This is a genomic window from Gryllotalpicola sp., assembly GCF_027352875.1.
In the GTDB taxonomy this organism is placed as follows: Bacteria; Actinomycetota; Actinomycetes; order Actinomycetales; family Microbacteriaceae; genus Gryllotalpicola.
In genome coordinates this window covers 19,683-39,607 of record NZ_DAIEII010000046.1, presented here as the reverse complement: position 1 = coordinate 39,607, position 19,925 = coordinate 19,683, and the positions used below count along the sequence as shown (strand labels likewise).

Annotated in this window: 19 protein-coding genes and 4 tRNA genes; 13 read left to right on the top strand and 10 right to left on the bottom strand. The window is 68.9% G+C overall.

All coding sequences use genetic code 11. The features are described 5' to 3' along the window. The first annotated feature begins 52 nt into the window (after positions 1 to 52). Positions 53 to 1,189, top strand: coding sequence for a nucleotide pyrophosphatase/phosphodiesterase family protein (locus M7D61_RS05370; protein WP_366083780.1), 1,137 nt, complete (start codon positions 53 to 55; stop codon positions 1,187 to 1,189). On the opposite strand, the gene sepH is transcribed toward M7D61_RS05370, so the two are convergent. Further along, positions 1,186 to 2,193 (bottom strand): septation protein SepH, encoded by a 1,008-nt coding sequence (gene sepH / locus M7D61_RS05365; RefSeq protein ID WP_298228332.1) that lies wholly within the window; start codon positions 2,191 to 2,193, stop codon positions 1,186 to 1,188. The two genes, M7D61_RS05370 and sepH, sit on opposite strands and share 4 nt — an antisense overlap. 202 nt (positions 2,194 to 2,395) lie before the next feature. Between sepH and M7D61_RS05360 the strand changes: the two genes are divergently transcribed. Beyond that, positions 2,396 to 2,686 carry a DUF4193 domain-containing protein gene (locus tag M7D61_RS05360; protein ID WP_298228330.1) on the top strand — a complete coding sequence of 97 codons (291 nt, stop codon included), beginning with the start codon at positions 2,396 to 2,398 and terminating at the stop codon, positions 2,684 to 2,686. A gap of 14 nt (positions 2,687 to 2,700) precedes the next feature. Here M7D61_RS05360 and M7D61_RS05355 read toward each other — a convergent pair whose 3' ends face one another. Then, complete coding sequence (locus M7D61_RS05355) at positions 2,701 to 3,159, bottom strand: DUF3093 domain-containing protein (RefSeq protein ID WP_298228328.1); 459 nt, start codon at positions 3,157 to 3,159, stop codon at positions 2,701 to 2,703. Between the two features lie 28 nt (positions 3,160 to 3,187). On the opposite strand from M7D61_RS05355, the gene dut reads away from it, so the two are divergent. From dut to dxs, 5 genes are read left to right on the top strand one after another with little or no spacing between them, the layout of a single operon-like run. After that, positions 3,188 to 3,646 carry a dUTP diphosphatase gene (gene dut / locus M7D61_RS05350; protein WP_298228326.1) on the top strand — a complete coding sequence of 153 codons (459 nt, stop codon included), beginning with the start codon at positions 3,188 to 3,190 and terminating at the stop codon, positions 3,644 to 3,646. Next, the gene (locus M7D61_RS05345) at positions 3,643 to 4,239 is read left to right on the top strand and encodes a DUF3710 domain-containing protein (RefSeq protein ID WP_298228324.1); all 597 of its coding nucleotides are present in this window, start codon (positions 3,643 to 3,645) and stop codon (positions 4,237 to 4,239) included. Before dut ends, M7D61_RS05345 begins: the two co-directional genes overlap by 4 nt. Further along, positions 4,236 to 4,925: a DUF3159 domain-containing protein gene (locus M7D61_RS05340; RefSeq protein WP_298228322.1), complete on the top strand. Its 690-nt coding sequence runs from the start codon at positions 4,236 to 4,238 to the stop codon at positions 4,923 to 4,925. The genes M7D61_RS05345 and M7D61_RS05340 overlap by 4 nt, the downstream gene beginning before the upstream one ends. Before the next feature lie 53 nt (positions 4,926 to 4,978). After that, entirely contained in the window at positions 4,979 to 7,666 is a 2,688-nt protein-coding gene (gene acnA / locus M7D61_RS05335; protein WP_298228320.1) for an aconitate hydratase AcnA, read from the top strand. 54 nt (positions 7,667 to 7,720) lie between these two features. Further along, entirely contained in the window at positions 7,721 to 9,655 is a 1,935-nt protein-coding gene (dxs, locus tag M7D61_RS05330) for a 1-deoxy-D-xylulose-5-phosphate synthase (RefSeq protein ID WP_298228318.1), read from the top strand. Between the two features lie 81 nt (positions 9,656 to 9,736). On the opposite strand, the gene M7D61_RS05325 is transcribed toward dxs, so the two are convergent. Continuing rightward, a complete protein-coding gene (locus tag M7D61_RS05325; RefSeq protein ID WP_298228316.1) occupies positions 9,737 to 10,942 on the bottom strand; it encodes an HRDC domain-containing protein in 1,206 nt (401 codons plus the stop codon). Then, the gene (locus M7D61_RS05320) at positions 10,935 to 11,531 is read right to left on the bottom strand and encodes a DUF3000 domain-containing protein (protein ID WP_298228314.1); all 597 of its coding nucleotides are present in this window, start codon (positions 11,529 to 11,531) and stop codon (positions 10,935 to 10,937) included. Before M7D61_RS05320 ends, M7D61_RS05325 begins: the two co-directional genes overlap by 8 nt. A gap of 56 nt (positions 11,532 to 11,587) precedes the next feature. Here M7D61_RS05320 and M7D61_RS05315 point away from each other — a divergent pair, with 56 nt between their 5' ends. Then, complete coding sequence (locus M7D61_RS05315) at positions 11,588 to 12,802, top strand: alpha/beta fold hydrolase (RefSeq protein ID WP_298228312.1); 1,215 nt, start codon at positions 11,588 to 11,590, stop codon at positions 12,800 to 12,802. On the opposite strand, the gene M7D61_RS05310 is transcribed toward M7D61_RS05315, so the two are convergent. Beyond that, positions 12,768 to 13,205, bottom strand: a complete 438-nt coding sequence (locus M7D61_RS05310; protein WP_298228310.1) for a SufE family protein — start codon at positions 13,203 to 13,205, stop codon at positions 12,768 to 12,770. The genes M7D61_RS05315 and M7D61_RS05310 overlap by 35 nt on opposite strands. A 74-nt stretch (positions 13,206 to 13,279) precedes the next feature. Continuing rightward, positions 13,280 to 14,179: a sulfurtransferase gene (locus M7D61_RS05305; RefSeq protein ID WP_298228309.1), complete on the bottom strand. Its 900-nt coding sequence runs from the start codon at positions 14,177 to 14,179 to the stop codon at positions 13,280 to 13,282. A 121-nt stretch (positions 14,180 to 14,300) separates the two neighbouring features. Between M7D61_RS05305 and zapE the strand changes: the two genes are divergently transcribed. Both zapE and M7D61_RS05295 read left to right on the top strand, forming a co-directional pair. Then, positions 14,301 to 15,344, top strand: a complete 1,044-nt coding sequence (gene zapE, locus M7D61_RS05300) for a cell division protein ZapE (protein ID WP_298228308.1) — start codon at positions 14,301 to 14,303, stop codon at positions 15,342 to 15,344. Positions 15,345 to 15,645: 301 nt separating this feature from the next. Continuing rightward, positions 15,646 to 16,914 (top strand): ammonium transporter, encoded by a 1,269-nt coding sequence (locus M7D61_RS05295; RefSeq protein WP_298228306.1) that lies wholly within the window; start codon positions 15,646 to 15,648, stop codon positions 16,912 to 16,914. Between the two features lie 85 nt (positions 16,915 to 16,999). Here M7D61_RS05295 and M7D61_RS05290 read toward each other — a convergent pair. Next, positions 17,000 to 17,072: transfer RNA gene (locus M7D61_RS05290), tRNA-Val, on the bottom strand. A 103-nt stretch (positions 17,073 to 17,175) separates the two neighbouring features. Between M7D61_RS05290 and M7D61_RS05285 the strand changes: the two genes are divergently transcribed. The 3 genes from M7D61_RS05285 (at position 17,176) to M7D61_RS05275 (ending at position 17,486) form a co-directional block, all read left to right on the top strand. Continuing rightward, a tRNA-Gly gene (locus M7D61_RS05285) sits at positions 17,176 to 17,248 on the top strand. A gap of 34 nt (positions 17,249 to 17,282) precedes the next feature. After that, positions 17,283 to 17,353 (top strand) — tRNA-Cys (locus M7D61_RS05280). Positions 17,354 to 17,411: 58 nt separating this feature from the next. Continuing rightward, positions 17,412 to 17,486: transfer RNA gene (locus tag M7D61_RS05275), tRNA-Val, on the top strand. A gap of 107 nt (positions 17,487 to 17,593) precedes the next feature. Here the strand turns inward: M7D61_RS05275 and M7D61_RS05270 are convergent. The 3 genes from M7D61_RS05270 to M7D61_RS05260 form a co-directional block, all read right to left on the bottom strand. Beyond that, entirely contained in the window at positions 17,594 to 17,884 is a 291-nt protein-coding gene (locus tag M7D61_RS05270) for a hypothetical protein (RefSeq protein ID WP_298228304.1), read from the bottom strand. Further along, entirely contained in the window at positions 17,881 to 18,330 is a 450-nt protein-coding gene (locus tag M7D61_RS05265; RefSeq protein WP_298228302.1) for a universal stress protein, read from the bottom strand. Before M7D61_RS05265 ends, M7D61_RS05270 begins: the two co-directional genes overlap by 4 nt. Before the next feature lie 254 nt (positions 18,331 to 18,584). Continuing rightward, positions 18,585 to 19,913, bottom strand: coding sequence for a nucleotide disphospho-sugar-binding domain-containing protein (locus M7D61_RS05260; protein ID WP_298228300.1), 1,329 nt, complete (start codon positions 19,911 to 19,913; stop codon positions 18,585 to 18,587). Positions 19,914 to 19,925 lie beyond the last annotated feature (12 nt).

The window sequence follows — 19,925 nt, the reverse complement described above, 5'->3', positions numbered from 1 at the left end:
AATGGGTCGCGCGTGTCGGGAGGGCCGGATCCACCGTGCCAGACTGAGCGCGATGTCGATGCTACCCAGCCGGCCGGCCGGCGCCCGGAGCCTTGCCGATGTTCTGACGAGTTGCCTGGCCGCGGTGCGCGGCGAGGTTTCGCCCCTCGGGCTTCCCGCCGTCGACAAGGCGATCGTGGTGCTCGTCGACGGGCTGGGCGCCACCGCCCTCAAGACTCGGGCTGGCCACGCGCGCGCGCTCGCCACACGGCTCACGAAGTCGACGACCATCGAGAGCGGATTCCCCACGACCACCGCGTCCGCGCTCGCGAGTCTCACGACCGGCGCCCTCCCCGGCGCGCACGGGCTCGTCGGCTACCAGTCGCGCGATCCCGGCACGGGGCGGGTCTTCAACCACCTCAGCGGCTGGGTCGGGGATCCGGCTCCTGAGGCGTGGCAGCCGCTTCCGACCGTCTTCGAGCGCGCCGCGACCGCCGGCGTGCCCTCCTACGCCATCGGCCAGGGCCGGTATGCGAGCTCGCAGTTCACCAGGGCGATCCTGCGCGGAGCGGAGTACGTCACGGCGGAGACCGTGGACGACCGATTCCACGCCGCCGCCGACCTGCTCGCCGCCCCCGGCGGGGCCCTCGTCTACCTCTACGTCCCCGAACTCGACCAGATCGCGCACGAGCAGGGGTGGGAGAGCGACGCCTGGGCGGCCGCGCTCGAGGTGCTCGACGCGAACGTGCGCGCGCTCGAGGCCGCGCTCGGCCCGCGCGACGGCATGCTCGTCAGCGCCGACCACGGCATCGTCGACGTGCCGTTGCACGCGCATGTGCTCTTCGACGAGAACCCGTCGCTCACGGCGGGTGTCGACGCGATCGGCGGGGAGCCGCGGCTGCTGCAGCTCTACCTCCGATCCGGTGCCTCGGCCGACGAAGCCGGGGCGCTGGCGGCGAGATGGCGCGCCGCCGAGGGTGCGCGCGCCTGGATAGCCACGAAGGCGGAGGCGATCGCTGCCGGATGGTTCGGCCCGGTGTCGCCGCTCGTCGAGCCGCGGCTCGGCGACGTGTTCGTCGCGGCACGCGCCCGAGTGGCCTACTACGACTCGCGGACGGCAAGACCGCAATCCCTGGCGATGATCGGCCAGCACGGATCGTTCTCGCCCGACGAGGTACGCGTCCCCCTCCTGCCCTTCGGGGTGTTCTAGGCGGGGTCTTCCTCGCTCCGCGACCCGAACACGATCTCGTCCCAGCTCGGCATCGACGCCCGGCCTTTGCGCGACCCGGCGGCCGTGGAGATCAGTGGAGTCGGCGCAAAAGGCTCGACGACGTCATCGTCGTCCGAGATCTCGTCATAGTCGTCCTCCGGTGCGCCATCGACGCCGAAGTCGGCGTCGAAATCGTAGAGCGCGACGTCCTGACGCTCGCCACGGCGTTTGCGCAGCGCCTCGAGAAGGTCGGCGGTGTCGTGGACGTCCTTCGGTGCCTCTTCGGTCCGGATCGCGCCCACCGGCACCGCGGCACGCGTCGGGGCGGGCTCGATGGCGGCAGGCGTGGACACCTCCACATCGAGATCGAACGCGCCGCTGTCGAACCGCGACTCGTCGGGCAGCAGCGGGACGGCCCGCAGACGGGGGATCAGACCGCTGGAGGCCTCGCCGTGCTGCGAGAGCGTGTTCGCCTCGGCGTTCGCCGGCGCGAGCGAACTCTTGCGCGCATCGAACGCCCAGCGCGCGTCGTGGTCGATGCCGTCGGCGGTGAACTCGAGTTTGATGAACCAGCCGCTCTCGGGCTCCTTCCACGACGCCCAGCGCTCGCCGTGCGCGCCGAGTGAGGCGAGGCGCTCGCGAATGGCGGCACCGAAGCTGAGCGCCTCGGCGAGGGGGTCGACCTCTGCACCGCTGCGCACCGGTATCGCGAGGGCCTGGGCGACGATGTGCTCGCGCTCGGCGATGATGGGCCCGACGAAGCGTTCGACGTATTCGATCGATGCGCCGGTGAGTTCGGCCACGTCCTCGGCCGACAGGCCGGCGCGGATATGCGACTGGACGTCGCGAGGCGAGATCCGCGGACCGGTCGACTGCTCGAGGCGGTATTGGCGCAGCTTCGCCTGCAGCGACTCGTCGATCTCGATGCGGAACCGCACGCCGTCGTCGTCGCTTGCGATGAGCGCGCCGTCCTCGATGCCGACGACCTTCAGATCCTGCGCCATGACACTGCCTCTCAGCTCAGCCCGGATGCCGAAAGGATGCCACGAACGCATCGCACCGCCTGGGAATACCGTGGGCGCGCCGCAAGTTTCCCACGGAGTCGCCGGGCACATCCGAACCGGTTTGAGATATGCCCGGTTCTGATGCAGACTGTGGCCGCCGATCAGCAGGTCGGAACGGAAATTCATCGAGAAGTGGATGGTTATGGCGACCGACTACGACGCCCCGCGCAAGTCCGACGACGACTCCGAGTCGATCGAGGCTCTCAAGGAGCGGGTTCCTGACAAGATGTCGGGCGTCGTCGACCTCGAGGACGCAGACAATCCCGAGTTCGCACTCGATGGGGCCGACCTCTCGGATCTCGACCTCGATGTGGTCGTGCTGCCGCCTCAGGCGGACGAGTTCACCTGCGTGAGCTGCTTCCTCGTCAAGCACCGTTCGCAGCTCGATCACGACACCAAGCTCGGCCCGATCTGCAAGGAGTGCGCGGCCTGATCAGCCGCAGGCGTTCATCGCGGAGCGACCTCGGCGCCGGTCAGGGTTCGAGCGAGTTCGTGCGGGCGCCGCGTCGACACCAGCCAGTACGGCACCGGGTCGGAGTCGTCCGCGATCCAGATCTTCACGACGGGCAGGCTGCCGCGCAGCAGCAGCCACGCCCGCGCGTCGAGGGCGGGGCCGCGCTGCTCACGAGCCGCCGCGCCCTCGTACACCTCGACCGCCCCGACGTACTGCCGTTCGACCATCGCACGGCCAGCGTGGAACGCCGCGTCGGTGACGACCAGCAGCGGCGCTCCGAAGGCAAGCGCGAGCACGATCGCCGCATAGAGCCCGATGCCGACGCCAATGCCCCACTGCAGCCCCGAAGGCGGGTGGATCGGCGCGAACACCGCGATCGCTGCGGGCACGAGGAGCACCGTCACAAGGAACATCCAAGGGGCGGCGTACACGCGTTCGCGGAAGAGGACCATGTCCCCATCTTCGGTTAGCCTCGTCACCGTGACCCAATCCGTCGACGTCGAAGCGGTCGCCGAGACCCTTCCCGAGTACGCGCACCCCGGCGACGCGGGGGCCGACCTCCGCTCCGCCGACGCGGTGACCATCGCGCCGGGGCGGCGGGCGACCGTGGGCACTGGCGTCAGCGTCGCGATCCCCGACGGCTTCGCCGGGTTCGTCGTGCCCCGCAGCGGTCTCGCCGCGAAGCACGGCATCACCATCGTGAACGCCCCTGGCACCATCGACGCGGGCTACCGCGGCGAGTTGCGGGTGACCCTCCTCAACACCGACCTCGACCAGCCGTACCCGGTCCAGGTCGGCGACCGCATCGCGCAGCTCATCCTGGTGCCTGTCGCGCACGCCACCTTCGTCGGCGTCGACGAGCTCTCCGACAGCGCGCGCGGCACCGGCGGCTTCGGTTCGACCGGATATTCCGACCTCACTCGCGGAGGGGCCGCGTGAGCGACGAGCAGCAGCCCGGTCCGGACGAGTACGAGAAGTCGGCGCCGGCGGATCGCGAGATCGAGGGCCCGCTCGATGAGAGCGAGGCGAATCCGGTCCGCCCCTATATCGACCTCGGCGGGGTGAGGGTGCTGCCGCGCGAGGGTCTCCACCTCCGACTCGAGGTCGAGGAGGAGACGCAGCGCGTCGTCGCCGTCGGCCTCGATTACTCCGGCTCCACCCTGCAGGTCCAGCCGTTCGCCGCTCCGCGCGGTTCGGGACTTTGGCATGAGATCCGCCAGCAGATCGCTCAGCAGGTCGTCGCGCAGGGCGGTCGCGTGCACGAGCGCGAGGGCGCCCTCGGCCCTGAGCTGCTCGCCGACATCCCCGTCGCCGGCACCGCGGGCCAGACCCGCCTGGCCCGCTTCGTCGGCGTCGATGGGCCACGCTGGTTCCTGCGCGGGGTCATCGCCGGCGACGCAGCCGCGCAGCCCGAGGCCTCCGCCGCCATTGAAGAGCTGTTCCGCAGCATCGTCGTCGTTCGCGGCACGGTGCCGATGCCGCCGCGCGATCTCATCCCGTTGAAGATGCCAGCGACGACAGCGGACGCATGAGCGACAAGCTCGGCGGCTACCGGGCGCTAGCTGATCAGGACCACCTCGACGGGCGCGCCGTGCTCATGGCGATGGGGGGCGTGCGCGGGCTCTGCGAGGCGGTGCTGCCCGGTCTGGTGTTCATCGTCGCGTACACGATCCTGCTCGCGACCCCGCTCACCGCCCAGGCGGTGCCGATCTCGCTGGGCGCGTCCGTCCTCATCGCGCTCGTGTTCACCGTCCTGCGTATCGCGGGCCGCACTCCCGTGTCGCAGGCGATAGGCGGATTGATCGGCGTCGGCGCCTCCGCGATCCTCGCCATCGTCTCGAACCGCCCGACCGACAACTTCCTCATCGGCCTCGGCATCGACGCGCTGTTCGGCGTCGTGTTCCTCGTCTCGACGCTCGTCCGATGGCCGATCATCGGACTCGCGGTCGGCTACCTCATGGGGGACGGCACGCTCTGGCGCACCGAGCGGGCCAAGTACCGCATCCTCCGGCTTGCGACCCTCGTCTGGATCGGGATGTTCGCCGCCCGACTCGCCGTCCAGGTGCCGCTGTTCCTTGCGAACGACCTCACCGGCCTCGCCGTGGCGCATCTGGTCATGGGTGTGCCGCTCTACGTGCCCGTGCTGCTCGTGACGTGGCTTCTGGTACGTCCGCTCTACCCGCGGAAGGATCCGGCGGAGGAGGATTCCGACGGGTAGCAACCCGCTAGACTTATCTCGACGTCAAGATAGATCCAACGAAGGAAGGCGCGATGGCAGCGGTTGACAGCTTCGGTGCGAAGACCACCCTCACGGTGAGCGGCACCGACTACCAGATCTTCTCCATCGAGAAGGTTCCCGGCTACGACAAGCTCCCGTTCAGCCTCAAGGTGCTGCTCGAGAACCTGCTCCGCACCGAAGACGGCGCGAACGTCACCAAGGATCAGATCGCGGCCCTCGGCGGGTGGGTCCCCACCGCCGAGCCCGACACGGAGATCCAGTTCACGCCGGCGCGCGTCGTCATGCAGGACTTCACCGGCGTGCCGTGCATCGTCGACCTCGCCACGATGCGCGAGGCCGTCGTCGACCTGGGCGGCGACCCCACGAAGATCAATCCGCTCGCCCCCGCCGAACTCGTCATCGACCACTCGGTCATCGCCGACCTCTTCGGAACCCCGAACGCCTTCGAGCGCAACGTCGAGATCGAGTACGAGCGCAACGGTGAGCGCTACCGCTTCCTCCGCTGGGGCCAGACGGCATTCCAGGACTTCAAGGTGGTGCCCCCCGGCACCGGCATCGTGCACCAGGTCAACATCGAGTACCTGGCCCGCGTCACCTTCACGCGCGTCGTCGACGGCGTCCTCCAGGCCTACCCCGACACGCTCGTCGGCACCGACTCCCACACCACGATGGTCAACGGCCTCGGTGTGCTCGGCTGGGGCGTCGGCGGCATCGAGGCGGAAGCCGCACTGCTCGGCCAGTCGGTCTCGATGCTCATACCCAAGGTCGTCGGATTCAAGCTCACCGGCTCGATCCCGACCGGTGTGACGGCGACGGATGTCGTCCTCACCGTCACCGACCTGCTGCGCAAGCACGGCGTCGTGGGCAAGTTCGTCGAGTTCTACGGCGACGGCGTCGCCTCCGTGCCGCTCGCCAACCGCGCGACCATCGGCAACATGAGCCCCGAGTTCGGCTCCACCGCCGCGATCTTCCCGATCGACGACGTCACCCTCGATTACCTGCGCCTCACCGGGCGCAGCGAGGAGCAGATCGCGCTCGTCGAGGCCTATTCGAAGGCTCAGCACCTTTGGCACGACGCCTCGCACGAGCCGGTCTACAGCGAGTACCTCGAGCTCGACCTGTCGACGGTCGTGCCCTCGATCGCCGGCCCGAAGCGCCCGCAGGACCGTATCGTGCTCTCCGACGCGAAGTCTGCCTTCGAGCAGGTGCTGCCGTCCTACTCCGACAAGGCCTCGAAGAAGACTCCGGTCATCCTCGCCGACGGAACGAGCTTCGAGCTCGACAACGGCGCGGTGGCGATTGCAGCGATCACCTCGTGCACCAACACGTCGAACCCATCGGTCATGCTCGCTGCCGGCCTCCTCGCCCGCAACGCGGTGCGGAAGGGCCTCAAGGCCAAGCCGTGGGTCAAGACCACGCTCGCCCCGGGCTCGAAGGTCGTCACCGACTACTACGAGAAGGCCGGTCTCACCGGCGACCTCGAGGCACTCGGCTTCTACACCGTCGGCTACGGCTGCACGACCTGCATCGGCAACTCCGGTCCGCTCATCGACGAGGTCTCGGCCGCTGTCAACCAGAACGATCTCGCCGTCACCGCGGTGCTCTCCGGCAACCGCAACTTCGAGGGCCGCATCAACCCCGACGTGAAGATGAACTACCTCGCGAGCCCGCCTCTTGTCATCGCCTACTCCCTCGCCGGCTCGATGGACTTCGACTTCGAGAGCGATCCGCTGGGCCAGGATTCCGGCGGCAACGATGTCTTCCTCAAGGACATCTGGCCGGATGCCGCGGAAGTGCAGAAGACCATCGACGAGTCGATCGACACCGGCATGTTCCTCCACGAGTACGGCAGCGTGTTCGAGGGCGACGAGCGCTGGCGGAGCCTTCCGACCCCGACCGGCTCGGTCTTCGAATGGCCGGCAGAGTCGACCTACGTCCGCAAGCCGCCGTACTTCGACGGCATGACGCTCGAGACGAGCCCCGTCGCCGACATCGTCGGCGCGCGCGTGCTCGCCAAGCTCGGCGACTCGGTGACGACCGACCACATCAGCCCGGCAGGCTCCATCAAGGCGAACAGCCCCGCCGGCAAGTACCTCATCGAGCACGGCGTCGAGCCTAAGGACTTCAACTCCTATGGGTCGCGCCGCGGCAACCACGAGGTCATGATCCGCGGCACCTTCGCCAACATCCGCCTCAGGAACCAGCTCCTCGACGGCGTCGAGGGCGGTTACACCCGCGACTTCACCCAGACCGACGGACCGCAGGCCTTTATCTACGACGCCTCGGTCAACTATCAGGCTGCCGGAGTGCCGCTGGTGATCCTCGGCGGTAAGGAGTACGGCTCGGGCTCGTCGCGCGACTGGGCGGCCAAGGGCACGAACCTGCTCGGGGTCAAGGCGGTCATCACTGAGAGCTTCGAGCGCATCCACCGCTCCAACCTCATCGGCATGGGCGTCGTCCCGCTGCAGTTCCCTGCCGGCGAATCGGCTGACAGCCTCGGGCTCGACGGCACCGAGATCGTGACGATCTCGGGCCTCACTGCGCTCAACGAGGGCGCGACCCCGAAGACCGTGCACGTCACCGCCGACCCGAGCGCCCAGTCCGCCCCCGGTAAGGCGCCCGTCGAGTTCGATGCGGTCGTCCGCATCGACACGCCCGGCGAGGCCGACTACTACCGCAACGGCGGCATTCTGCAGTATGTGCTGCGGAGCCTCGTGTAGAGATGCCTGACGAAGCGGGCGGGTTTCGGCCCGTCCGCTTAGGCTTTTAACACCATGGGTCTGCTCGAATCGATCAAGGGTCCCCGCGACCTCGACTCGCTGACCCCGGTGCAGCTCACCGAGCTCGCCGCCGAGATCCGCGAATTCCTCATCGCCAACGTGTCGAAGACGGGCGGCCACCTCGGCCCGAACCTCGGCGTCGTCGAGCTCACCATCGCGCTGCACCGGGTGTTCCGCTCGCCGCATGACCCGATCGTCTTCGACACCGGCCACCAGGCGTATGTGCACAAGCTCCTCACCGGGAGGCAGGACTTCTCGACGCTGCGCCAGCGCGGCGGCCTCGCCGGCTATCCCCAGCGCTCCGAGTCCGAGCACGACATCGTCGAGTCCTCACACGCCTCGAGCTCGCTGTCGTGGGCCGACGGCATCTCGCGCGCCTTCGCCGTGACCGGCCAGGACGACCGGCACGTGGTCGCGGTCGTCGGCGACGGTGCGCTCACCGGCGGGATGACGTGGGAGGCGCTCAACAACATCACCGACGACAACGATCGCAACCTCGTCATCGTCGTCAACGACAACGGCCGCTCCTACGCCCCGACCATCGGCGGGATTGCCCGCTACCTCAGCCAGACGCGCACCTCACGCGCCTACCGCGCCGCCTACCGCACCAGCCGCAGGGTCGCCGACGCTTTCGGACCCGTGGGCCGGGCGATCTACCGCGGCGTCCGTGGCGGCCTGCACGGTTTCCTCGCCCGGGTGACGAACAACGACCATCTCTATTCGAACCTGGACATCAAATACATCGGCCCGGTCTTCGGCCACGACATCCGCGCGCTCGAAGAGGCGTTCGCCCAGGCGAAGGGCTATGGCGCCCCCGTCATCGTGCACGTCATCACCGAAAAGGGGCGCGGCTACGCGCCCGCCCGCAACGACGAGATCGACCAGTTCCACGCGGTCGGCCAGATCGACCCTAAGACGGGCGAGCCCGTCGAGGCGAGAACGGGCGCGCCCTCGTGGCCGGCGGTGTTCGCCGACGAGATCCTCGAACTGGCGAAGCACAATCCCCGGCTCGTGGGAATCACCGCCGCGATGATGCGCCCGGTCGGCCTCCACAAGTTCGCGGAAGCCTTCCCCGACCGGGTGCACGACGTCGGCATCGCCGAGCAGCACGCCGTGACGAGCGCGGCGGGGCTTGCCTACGGCGGCCTCCACCCCGTCGTAGCGCTCTACGCGACATTCATGAACCGGGCGTTCGACCAGGTGCTCATGGATGTCGCCCTGCACCACGCCGGCGTCACCTTCGTGCTGCCGAATGCCGGCGTCACCGGTCCGGACGGCCCGTCGCATCACGGCATCTGGGACCTCGCGCTGCTGCAGATCGTGCCCGGCATCCGCCTTGCGGCGCCTCGCGACGCAGTGCGCCTGCGCGAGGAGCTTGCCGAGGCGGTCGCCATCGAGGACGGCCCCACCGTCGTGCGCTTCCCCAAGGGCGCACCGGCCGAGGACATCCGCGCCGTTCGCCGGCTTGGGGACGGCGTCGACGTGCTCTGGGAGGCGGAACGCCCCGACGTCCTCATCGTCGCCGTCGGGCCCTTCGCCGAGACGGCCATCCGCGTCGCCGAGCTGCTCAAGGCGCAGGGCATCGGCGCGACCGTCGTGGACCCCCGCTGGGTCGTTCCCATCCCGCGCAGCGTCATTGATCTCGCCGGCGAGCACCGTCTCGTCATCATGCTCGAAGACGGCATCCGGGTCGGGGGCGTGGCGACGAGGCTCCGCCAGGATCTTCGCGCGGCCGGCGTCGACACCGGCGTCGACGAGCTGGGCCTTCCGGATGCCTTCATTCCGCACGGCACCCGGTCGGAGATCCTCGAGGAAGCCGGGCTGACCCCCCAGCGCATCGCCCGTGACGTGACCGCGCAGGTGCTGGGCACCAGACTGCCGGCCGCGCGGCCCGAGCTCGCCCACGAAGAGGCGTCGCAGTCTCTCTGACCGGAGCGAGTGCGTCCGCCGTCTGGTCAGGAGCAGGGCGAGATCAGTCGACGCCTCTCATCGCCGGATGCGGGATGGACGCTAGGAATCACCCGCAACCGGCTCCGCCGTGCTATGCCCGGCCTCCGCAAAGCCTGCTGCGATTATCGGTGCCGTCTCGTCGACCTGCCAGGCCCGCGCGCCTAGCGCCTCCAGCATCCGGCCGACGGATTCCGCGCTGATATCGGCAGGCGGCTCCCAGCTCACCCTCCTTAGCAGTTCGGGCGTGAGCAGGTTCTCGACCGGGATCGCACGCCCCTCGGCGTGCGCCGTGAGACGCCCGCGGGCGTGCCTGTAGCGGGCATCCGCCGCGGGGTTCCGGTCCGCCCATGCTCGCACCGGGGGCATCGAGTCCGCAGCGGGCGGGCGCACGGCCGGCAGATCGGTCGTCGTGCGGCCGCGGTCGATCGCAGCCCACCAGCGGTCGAGCTCGGTGCGGCTCGCGCGGCCGTTGAACTCCTTGAGCGCGGCGAGCTCGGACTTGCTCGCCGGGGCGGCTTTCACGGCGGCCGTCAGCGACAGATCCGGTACCAGGCGTCCGGGGGAGACATCACGCTCCTGGGCGAGCGCATCGCGGGCCAACCAGAGCTCGCGGGCGATCGCGAGGCCGCGCGCGCCCTTGATGGAGTGGATGCCGCTCAGGCGCCGCCACGGCTCGGCCTTCGCGGGTTTCGCCTCCTTGGCGAGTTCGGCCTCGAACTCCTGCCCGGCGATCGCGGTCTTGCCCTGCTCGTCGAGCAGGGCGGCGACCTCATCGCGCAGGTCGACGAGGAGCTCGACGTCGAGAGCGGCGTACTCGAGCCACCCCTGCGGCAGCGGTCTGGTCGACCAGTCCGCCGCCGAGTGCTCCTTCGCGAGGTGGATGCCGAGCAGCTCCTCGACGAGGGCGCCGAGACCGACCTTAGGACGTCCCAGCAGGCGTGCGCCGAGCTCGGTGTCGAAGATCCGGATGGGGTCCAGTCCGACCTCGCGCAGGCAGGCGAGATCCTGGCTCGCCGCGTGCAGCACCCACTCCTCGCCGCCGAGCGCCTCCTGCAGCGCGCTGAAGTCGCCGATCGCGGGCGGATCGAAGAGGAACACGCCGGCGCCGCGCCGGAACATCTGGATGAGGTAGGCGCGCTGCGAGTAGCGGAATCCGCTCGCGCGCTCGGCGTCGACGGCGACGGGGCCGGTGCCGTTCCTCAACGTCTCGACCGCTGCACGGTACTCGTCTCGCGTGTCGATGACGTGGTACGCCCCCTCAGGCACGGCGCTGTCTTCTGAGAGCGAGCGCACTCACGCCCGCGGCGGTCGGGGGTATCCCGGCCAGCATGCACAGCAGGTCGCCCCATGCCTCGACGTGCGCGCCGAGGTCGACGCCGGCGGGGGTCCATGATGCGCGCAGCTCGATCTGGGCACCGTCGCCCTGCGCGGCGAGCTCGCCGAAGCCCGTCGAGATGATCTTCGTGGCCGTGCCGGATGCCGCATGGTAGCTCGCGCCCCTGACCTCAAGGGCGTCGATGAGCCACGACCAGGCGACCTCTGCGAGAAAGGGGTCGACGCCGATCTCGGTTTCGAGCGGCGCCTGGGCGAAGCACACGATACGGAACCGGCCGCCCCACTCCTCGGGTTCGTCGCTGTCGTAGAGCATGACGAAGCGCCCTGTGCCCAGGTCGGAGTCCTCGCCGTGGTCGCTCGGCGAGACATCCGCGGCGAGCGCGAAGGAGAACGGCGCCAACCGACCCGGCGCCGGGATCGACGTCACGCGGAGCTCGTCGCGCATCGCGATGCGCTTCACGGAGTCGAGCGCGCGGGCGAACTCGGCGGGCAGCCCCTGGCCCTCGGGTATGGTCGGCACGAACAGAACACTAAAGTCGCACATGAGAGAACGGGCACGCCACGCCGGGAGGCCTCATGCCACGCAGACGGTTGCGGTACGTCGTCGTACCCGTCGGCATGCTGCTCGGGGTCGGCGCTGCCGCCGCTGCGGCACTCGCCGCATCGGCCGTCGTCGTCGCGCGCACCATCGTCACCCCGCCGCGCAAGCCCGATGAGCCCATCCGCATCCTCCAGGTCGCGCCCGATTCTCGGCTCGTCACGCTGAGCGCCACGCTCGACACCGTCGTTCCCGGCCGGTACAGCTTCTGGTTCGACGGGGATTCCGGGCACGCCCGCCTCGGCAGGATCGTCGCCCGCGACAACGAGTCGGTCACCCGCGAGGTGGTCGAAGTGAGCTTCGGCGACCTCGTCGACGCGAAGCGCGGCCGCTTCGCCGGCTGGTGGTATCTCGACCCGCACGAGCTCGGCCTTCCCCACGAGACCGTGCTGCTCGAGACGGATTTCGGCGCGGCTCCCGCGTGGCGCTTCGACCCGCCGCGCACGAAGGCCCAGCGCACCCCGCGCCGCAACCTGTGGGCGATCCACGTGCACGGTCGCGGCTCGCGGCGTCAGGAGGCATTGCGGGCGGTGCCGATCTTCCAGGAGCGCGGCTACACGTCGCTCGTCGTGTCCTACCGCAACGACGGCGACGGCCCACGCAGCGACGACGGCCGCTATGGGCTCGGCTCGACGGAATGGCGCGACGTCGACGCCGCACTGCGGTACGCCGTCGACAACGGCGCATCCCATGTGGTCCTCATGGGGTGGTCGATGGGCGGCGCGATCGTGCTGCAGGCCGCCGCGCGCACCGAACTGAAGGACCGCATCGACGGCATCATCCTCGAGTCGAGCGTCGTCGACTGGGCGGATGTGCTGCGCTTCCAGGCCAACGAGGTCGGTGTGCCCCGCCCCACGGCCGAGGGCGCCCTCCGCATGCTCGACGCACCCGCCGCGAGCCGTCTCCTCGGCCACCGCGCCCCCATCGGGCTTCCGGAGATGAACTGGGTGGAACGCGCGAACGAACTCACCAAGCCGATGCTCATGCTCCACAGCGACGACGACGGGGTCGCCCCGCCGTTCGCACCGCGCGCCCTCGCGGCCAAGCGCCCCGACATCATCGAGTTCGCCCGCTTCGACACCGCGCGCCACACCAAGCTCTGGAACTACGACCCCGAGCGCTGGACGGCCGTCATCGGCTCCTGGCTCGACGAACTCCCTACACGCCCCGCCGCAGCGCGACCTGACGCTTGATGCGCCCCAGCATTCCGGTCATCCCGCGGATGCGCAGCGGCGACACCGCGGCCTCGAGGCCGAGCTCAGACGGGAAGTCCTCGGGAACCGCCAGCACGTCGTCGGCCGACAGCCCCGACAGGCCCTGCACGAGAATCGACGCGAAACCGCGCGTCGTCGGGGCCTCGGCTGGGGCGGTGGCGTAGACCGCTACCGTGCCCGGCTCGTCGTCGGCCACGTCGACGTGGATGAACACGGGCGACTGGCACTCCGTGACCCGCTCGAAGAGGTCCGGGTGATCGCGGAACTCTTCCGGCAGGCCGGGGAGTTCGTTGGAGAACTCCAGCAGCAGCTGCAGCCGCTCCGGCTGGGTGAGGGCAAGGAAATCGTCCTTGGTCTGCTGCAGCGCCTCGGGAAGAGCCATCCTGCAATTCTTTCACCTCGGATGCACGAAGCGGCCGCCCGGCCGAGGCCCCGGCGGCCGCCTCGACGGCGCGGCTACGCGGCGAGACCCGGCTCCGCGCCCTTGACGATGGGCATGCCGACCGCGTTGCCCCACTCGGTCCATGAGCCGTCGTAGTTGCGGACATTCTCGATGCCGAGCAGGAAGTGCAGCGCGAACCAGGTGTGGCTGGAGCGCTCGCCGATGCGGCAGTAGGTGACGACCGCGTCACCCGAGGCGATGCCGAGGCCGCCCGCCTGGTAGATCGCCTCGAGCTCGGCGCGGGGCTTGTAGGTGGCGTCCTCGGCGACCGCGGTCGCCCACGGCACGTTCCGCGCGGTGGGGATGTGACCGCCGCGCAGCACGCCCTCCTCCGGATAGTCGGGGATGGCGATCCGGTCGCCGGTGTACTCCGGGACCGAGCGGATGTCGACGAGCGGCCCGTGACCGATGTGCGCCAGCACCGCATCCTTGAAGATGCGGTAGGTCGAGTCGTCGCGCGAGACGACCGGGTAGTCGACGGCGACAGGGGTCGGCGTCTCGCTCGAGAGCTCGCGGCCCTCGGCGATCCACTTGTTGCGGCCGCCATCGAGCAGTCGGACATCGGCGTGGCCGAAGAGCGTGAACACCCACGCGGCATAGGCCGCCCACCAGTTGTTCCGGTCGCCGTAGACGACGACGGTCGTGTCGCGGGCGATGCCGTTGCCGCCGAACAGCTTCGCGAAGCCGGATCCGTCGAGGTATTGGCGCACGACCGGATCGAGCAGATCGGTGTGCCAGTCGATCTTCACCGCGCCGGGGATGTGGCCGGTGTCGTACACCAGCGGGTCCTCGTCGGACTCCACCACCACGAGCCCCGGTTCGCCCAGGTGCGCAGCGAGCCACTCCGTGCTCACCAGGCGCTCGGGGTGGGCGTACTCGGCGAACTTGGGCGACGGATCGGTACCGACAGACATCTCTGGCTCCTCCATTAGGCTGATGTGGCCGGATACCACGCTAGGCGTGTCCCGCGCCCCCTGCACCTGTCGGCGGTAAGACTTCGACACAGCGCCTCCTTAAATTCCACCCTGGTGACCCATGACCGCTGACGCCCTGACGAGCCTCGTCGCGCGCCAGCCCTCCATCACCGGCGCTGAGATCGTGGCGAGCCTCGCGCCGCCGCCGCAGTTCGCGAACGCATCCTTCGACAACTACCGTCCCGATGACGACTACCCGTCGCAGGCGGCTGCCGTCGAGGCGCTCCGTGCCTTCATTCAGTCGGCGGATTCCGGGCCGAAGAAGGGCGGCGGCCGGTTCGGTCGCCGGAAGCCCGCCGCGCCCGCCAGGAAGCCGGGCGTCTACCTCGACGGCGGATTCGGAGTAGGCAAGACCCACCTGCTCGCCGCGCTCTGGCATGCGAGCGAAGGCCCCAAGTACTTCGGCACCTTCATCGAGTACACCGCCCTCGTCGGCGCGCTCGGCTACGCGCAGACCGTCACGCAGCTCACCGGCTCCGCGCTCATCTGCATCGACGAGTTCGAGCTCGATGACCCCGGCGACACGATGATGATGACCCGCCTGCTCGGCGAGCTCGTGGCCTCGGGCACCCGTGTCGCGGCGACGTCCAACACCCCGCCGAACGCGCTGGGGGAGGGGCGGTTCGCCGCGAGCGACTTCTTGCGCGAGATCCATGCCATGGCGGACAACTTCGAGACCCTGCGCATCGACGGCCTGGACTACCGCCGCCGCGGCATCGACGGCCAGGCCGTCGCGTACCTCCCGGACACCCTGCACCAGACCGTCGCGGACTTGCGGGAGGCCGGCAGGACCGTCACGCTCGACACCTTCGCGGGTCTCATCGACCATCTGGCGACGGTGCACCCCTCGCGCTACATCAAGCTCATCGACGGCGTCGATGCCATCGCCCTCACGGGCGTGACGCAGCTCCACGACCAGATGCAGGCGCTGCGCCTCGTCGCGTTCATCGACCGCGCGTACGACGCCGAGCTGCCTGTCCTCGCTCAGGGGACGCCGCTGAACGAGGCCTTCGACGACGAGATGCTCGGCGGCGGGTATCGGAAGAAGTATCTGCGCTGCGTCTCGCGCATGATCGCCATGACGGCAGCGACGCTGCCCGCCTGACGCACGTTCCCGAGGGCAGAATCCCCTCGGCGTTCTGGCGGGGGATTGCCACGCAATCGGCAGCGACGCGAAACCTAACGTTTACATTCGAAGTTTCCGTGTAACCGGGCCGAAACGGCCGAACCTGCTTGGCGAAACACTCCGCCGACAAACTTGCGCAGGTACCCCCCGGTTCGCGGCTGCCTGCCTGCCGTCGACTCTCCGGTGCACCCCCAACCCAAGAGAGAGGTAACCAGACGTGATCTCGGTACTCGCTGACGAGGCTTCAGACTTCGCAACCGCAACAACGAATATCAATGCGTTGTGGCTGCTGGTGGCTGCTGCGCTCGTTCTCCTCATGACGCCCGGCGTGGCGTTCTTCTACGGCGGCATGGTTCGCGCGAAATCCGTCGTCAACATGATGATGATGAGCTTCGGCGCGATCGCCCTCGTCGCCGTCCTCTGGGTCATCTACGGCTACTCGATGTCGTTCGGTGAGAGCGACTCGGCGGGAAACATCACCGACTGGTGGTGGCCGCACGTGCTGCTCAACCCGTTCGGCGACAACTTCCTGGTCAACGAGATCGGCAGCGCCAAGGGGCTCGCATTCGTCGGCTTCCAGGCGACCTTCGCGATCATCACGGTCGCGCTCATCTCGGGCGCCATCGCCGACCGCGCCAAGTTCGGCGCGTGGATGGTGTTCGCCGGGGTCTGGGCGACGCTCGTGTACTTCCCGGTCGCGAGCTGGGTGTTCAACTTCACCACCGGCAACCCGACCAACACCCTCGGGTGGGACTGGGGCAACCATGGCTACGCAGACGGCGGCTGGTCGGTCTGGGGCCTGGGGGTGAACGACTTCGCGGGTGGAACCGCGGTCCACATCAACGCCGGTGCCGCGGGTCTCGCGCTCGCCCTCGTCCTCGGCAAGCGCATCGGCTTCGCGAAGGGCATGGCCAAGCCTCACAACGTGCCGCTGACCATGCTCGGCGCCTCGCTGCTGTGGTTCGGCTGGTTCGGCTTCAACGCCGGCTCGGAAGCCGCCGTCGACGGCGTCGCGGGTCTTGCGTGGATCAACACCCTCGCCGCTCCCGCCGCAGCCACCCTCGGCTGGCTCATCACCGAGAAGATCAAGGACGGCAAGCCGACCTCGATCGGCGCCGCCTCCGGCGCCGTCTCGGGCCTCGTCGCGATCACCCCGGCCTGCAACATCCTCAGCCCGGGCTGGGGCATCGTGCTCGGCCTCATCACCGGCGCGATCTGCGCCCTCGCCATCGACCTCAAGTACAAGCTCGGCTTCGACGACTCGCTCGACGTCGTGGGCGTGCACTTGGTCGGCGGCATGGTCGGTACCCTCTACATCGGCTTCTTCGGAACCGGCATCGGCCTCATCGACTCCGGCTCGTGGTACCAGCTCGCCGCTCAGGCGATCGGTGCCTTCGGTGTCGCGATCTACTCGTTCGGGATGGCCTTCATCATCGGCTGGATCATCGAGAAGACGATGGGCTTCCGCATCAAGAGCGAAGAGGAGTCGGCCGGCGTCGACGTCACCGTTCACGGCGAGGAGTCGTACGCGCTCGACCCCACCATCTAGTCCCCTCAGGCAGAGCAGGGCCCCGGCGGAAGCCGGGGCCCTGCTCTGTTGCGCCGCGGAGAGACTCGCGATTCTTGCGGGATCGTGGGCGATGCCGGACTCGAACCGACGACCTCTTCCGTGTGAAGGAAGCGCGCTACCAACTGCGCCAATCGCCCGCGCGGTGCCCGTCGATCATACCGAATCCGACAGGCCCGGGATGATTTGGACGGTGCCTGCGCTTTCGGTTAGGGTTGGTGACGCCCCGGTAAACGGAGCAGTGCGGATGTAGCGCAGTTGGTAGCGCATCACCTTGCCAAGGTGAGGGTCGCGAGTTCGAGTCTCGTCATCCGCTCGAGTGTGAGCAGTACGACTGATCATGCGGGCCTGGTGGCGTGGCCGAGAGGCGAGGCAGCGGCCTGCAAAGCCGTATACACGGGTTCGAATCCCGTCGCCACCTCGAGAGCCCGCAGATCCGGCGGGGTCCTCGGACTCGAAGTCGAAAACTGAACACGCACGGGCGATTGGCGCAGCGGTAGCGCGCTTCCCTGACACGGAAGAGGTCACTGGTTCGATCCCAGTATCGCCCACCATAGAGATACCTAGCCAGCGGCCAGTTATGTTAAGCCGCGTCGCCCGTCGTGCTGTCTATGTGCTGTAGCAGCAGCCAGATTGCCGATAGATCGACCAATCCGCAAAGCTAGACGCTCGACATTGGCCGTGCTGCGCGGCGCAGCACTCTGCGTCGCCAGGCGCGGCCCAGTAGCAGCCCGATGATCGCGCCTAAGACGCTCGACCCGGGCACGACGTTCCACGCGAACCCCTGCAACTCCCGGACCACGCCGGAACTCGCCTCTAGGACCGGAACGATCAGTGTGTAGCCGAGCGCCCCGAGGCCGAAGCCGACGCCGGCGCCGACCATCGCACCCCACAGCCCGGCGAGGCGCGCCTTGCCGGGAGGCTTTGCGGGCTGTGGCCGAACAGCTGTCAAGACTCGCGCGTTCTATGCACCAGAACCGGGCAAGGGGCGTGGTGCACGCAATAGGTCGCAACGGACCCAAGGTGCATGCCGGGGAGCGCGCCGTATCCGTGGCTGCCCACGACGAGGAGGTCGGCGTCGCGGGCGGCCTCAGTGAGGGCCAAAGCCGGTTTCCTTTGCACAAGCCGGGTCTCGATTTCCACGTCATCGTGCTCGACGTGATCCGCGCGGAACTGCTTCAGCGTGCGGTCCAGCATCTCTTGGGCGTCGCGCCCGTAGTCGCTCTCGGTGTACGTGGGGACGACCGTGATCGTCCAAGGGATGTCGAAACCCGTCACGACAAGGATGCGAGCTTCGCGACGCCGGGCGTCCTGCACGGCCCATTCGAGTGCCGCGACGCTCGCGTCCGAGCCGTCGACGCCGACGACGATGAGTCCCTTATCCGGCTGGTCCGCCATGGCTGCACCTCCAGGATCGCTTCGTTCGAATCTAGTGCAGCGCCTCGTCGCCGCCCAAAGGCCGCTCGAATGTGCTGTCGAAACGCAGCGTCAAGGGGAGCGTGCGACTCCCGTGGGCCCTCACGCACGCTCGTCTGCGCGGAATGTCGTGACCGCCGTGCCGATTTGCTGGGTGCCCGAGCCGCCAAGGGTGAGCACCAGAGGCTGGGTCACGTTGAGGTCTGCTCGGCAGTCGCCGCGCCGCCGGCCGAACATCAGCGTGTACAGGCATCACCCGCGTGCTCGAGCCCGACCCGCTCGATGATGTCGGCGGCACGGTGCAGCCCGTCGCGCTCGCGGATGGCGGTGCCGATGCCGTCGAGCCGGGTCCGCAGCTCACCGTCGCCGAGCAGCCGCTCCAGCGCGTCGAAGAGTTCGGCGTCGTCGAATCCGTAGGTGTTGAGGCGGACGCCGAAGCCCTTCTCGGCGACGCGCTGCGCATTGTCATGCTGGTCCCAGAAGAGGGGGAGCACGATCATCGGCTTGCCGAAGTGCATGGCCTCGGTCGTGGTGTTGTTGCCGCCGTGGGTGATGACGAGGTCGACCTGGGGAATGATCGTCGTCTGCGGCACGATCGCACTGCCCACCATGTTCGGCCCCAGCCGGATCTCATCGGCGCGCGGCCCCATGCTCACGATCACCCGGTGCGGCGTCTCGGCCAGCAGGTCGACGAGCCGCTGGAGCAGCCCGACGTCCGCTCCGCCGAGCGAGCCGAGCGAGAGGTAGATCAGAGCGCTGCCCGCCGGCCGATGGGCGAAGTCCTCCGGCAGCGCATACCCGGCATCCGTCTCGCGCACGCTCGAGTCGATCCGGTGCCAGGTCTCGTCCAGCGGGCGGCGGTCGATGTAGTCGAGCTCCTCGGGGAACACGTAGAGGTTCGCGACGGGGGAGACATGGATGAAGTCGCGCGGGCCCAGCGGCGGCGCGCCCTGCTCCCGGCACCAGGCGTCGAAGTCCGACCAGAGCTCGCCGTGGGTGATGTCGAAGGCGGTGAGGAAGGCGTCCCATTCCGATCGGTCGTCCTCGGGGTATCCCGAAAACGGCGGCGCTACGTCGGTACCCCTCACCTCGAGCGGATTGCACGAGACGATGCGCACGTACGCAGCACCGCTGGTCATCAGCGCAGGGAACGAGACGACGTTGTCCTCGACGATGACACCGGGCCGGTGGCGGGCGATGATGTCGCGCAGCTGCGGCTCGCAATACTTCGCCCCGTCGACGAGCGCCCGGTAGGTCGGCTCGACGACGGTCGCGAGCTGCTCGATCGTCGCCTTGCGGAACTCGGGCGCCGTCTGCCTGACGAAGTCGATCCAGTACTGGCCGGCCGCCTCGGGCTCGGCGCCGTCGACGCCCGTGGCGGGCGGCGCGAGGTCGACGAGGTCCTCGACGAACCCGAACGGCGCGAGCTTGCCCTCCCAGGAGCGCTCCGCGGCGAACACGACGGTGTGGCCGCGGTCGAGCAGCACCTTTCCGAGCCCGATGCACTGGTTGGTCGGGCCGTATGCGGACTCGGGCATGAAGAGCACGGTGAGAGGCGGGGTCACGCGCACAGTCTG

Coding starts and splice junctions, on each gene's coding strand:
- acnA (WP_298228320.1), top strand. CDS start 4,979: ATGGCAGCGGTTGACAGCTTCGGTGCGAAGACCACCCTCACGGTGAGC.
- M7D61_RS05370 (WP_366083780.1), top strand. CDS start 53: ATGTCGATGCTACCCAGCCGGCCGGCCGGCGCCCGGAGCCTTGCCGAT.
- dxs (WP_298228318.1), top strand. CDS start 7,721: ATGGGTCTGCTCGAATCGATCAAGGGTCCCCGCGACCTCGACTCGCTG.
- M7D61_RS05315 (WP_298228312.1), top strand. CDS start 11,588: ATGCCACGCAGACGGTTGCGGTACGTCGTCGTACCCGTCGGCATGCTG.
- M7D61_RS05340 (WP_298228322.1), top strand. CDS start 4,236: ATGAGCGACAAGCTCGGCGGCTACCGGGCGCTAGCTGATCAGGACCAC.
- M7D61_RS05360 (WP_298228330.1), top strand. CDS start 2,396: ATGGCGACCGACTACGACGCCCCGCGCAAGTCCGACGACGACTCCGAG.
- M7D61_RS05265 (WP_298228302.1), bottom strand. CDS start 18,330: ATGGCGGACCAGCCGGATAAGGGACTCATCGTCGTCGGCGTCGACGGC.
- M7D61_RS05355 (WP_298228328.1), bottom strand. CDS start 3,159: ATGGTCCTCTTCCGCGAACGCGTGTACGCCGCCCCTTGGATGTTCCTT.
- sepH (WP_298228332.1), bottom strand. CDS start 2,193: ATGGCGCAGGATCTGAAGGTCGTCGGCATCGAGGACGGCGCGCTCATC.
- M7D61_RS05305 (WP_298228309.1), bottom strand. CDS start 14,179: ATGTCTGTCGGTACCGATCCGTCGCCCAAGTTCGCCGAGTACGCCCAC.
- zapE (WP_298228308.1), top strand. CDS start 14,301: ATGACCGCTGACGCCCTGACGAGCCTCGTCGCGCGCCAGCCCTCCATC.
- M7D61_RS05310 (WP_298228310.1), bottom strand. CDS start 13,205: ATGGCTCTTCCCGAGGCGCTGCAGCAGACCAAGGACGATTTCCTTGCC.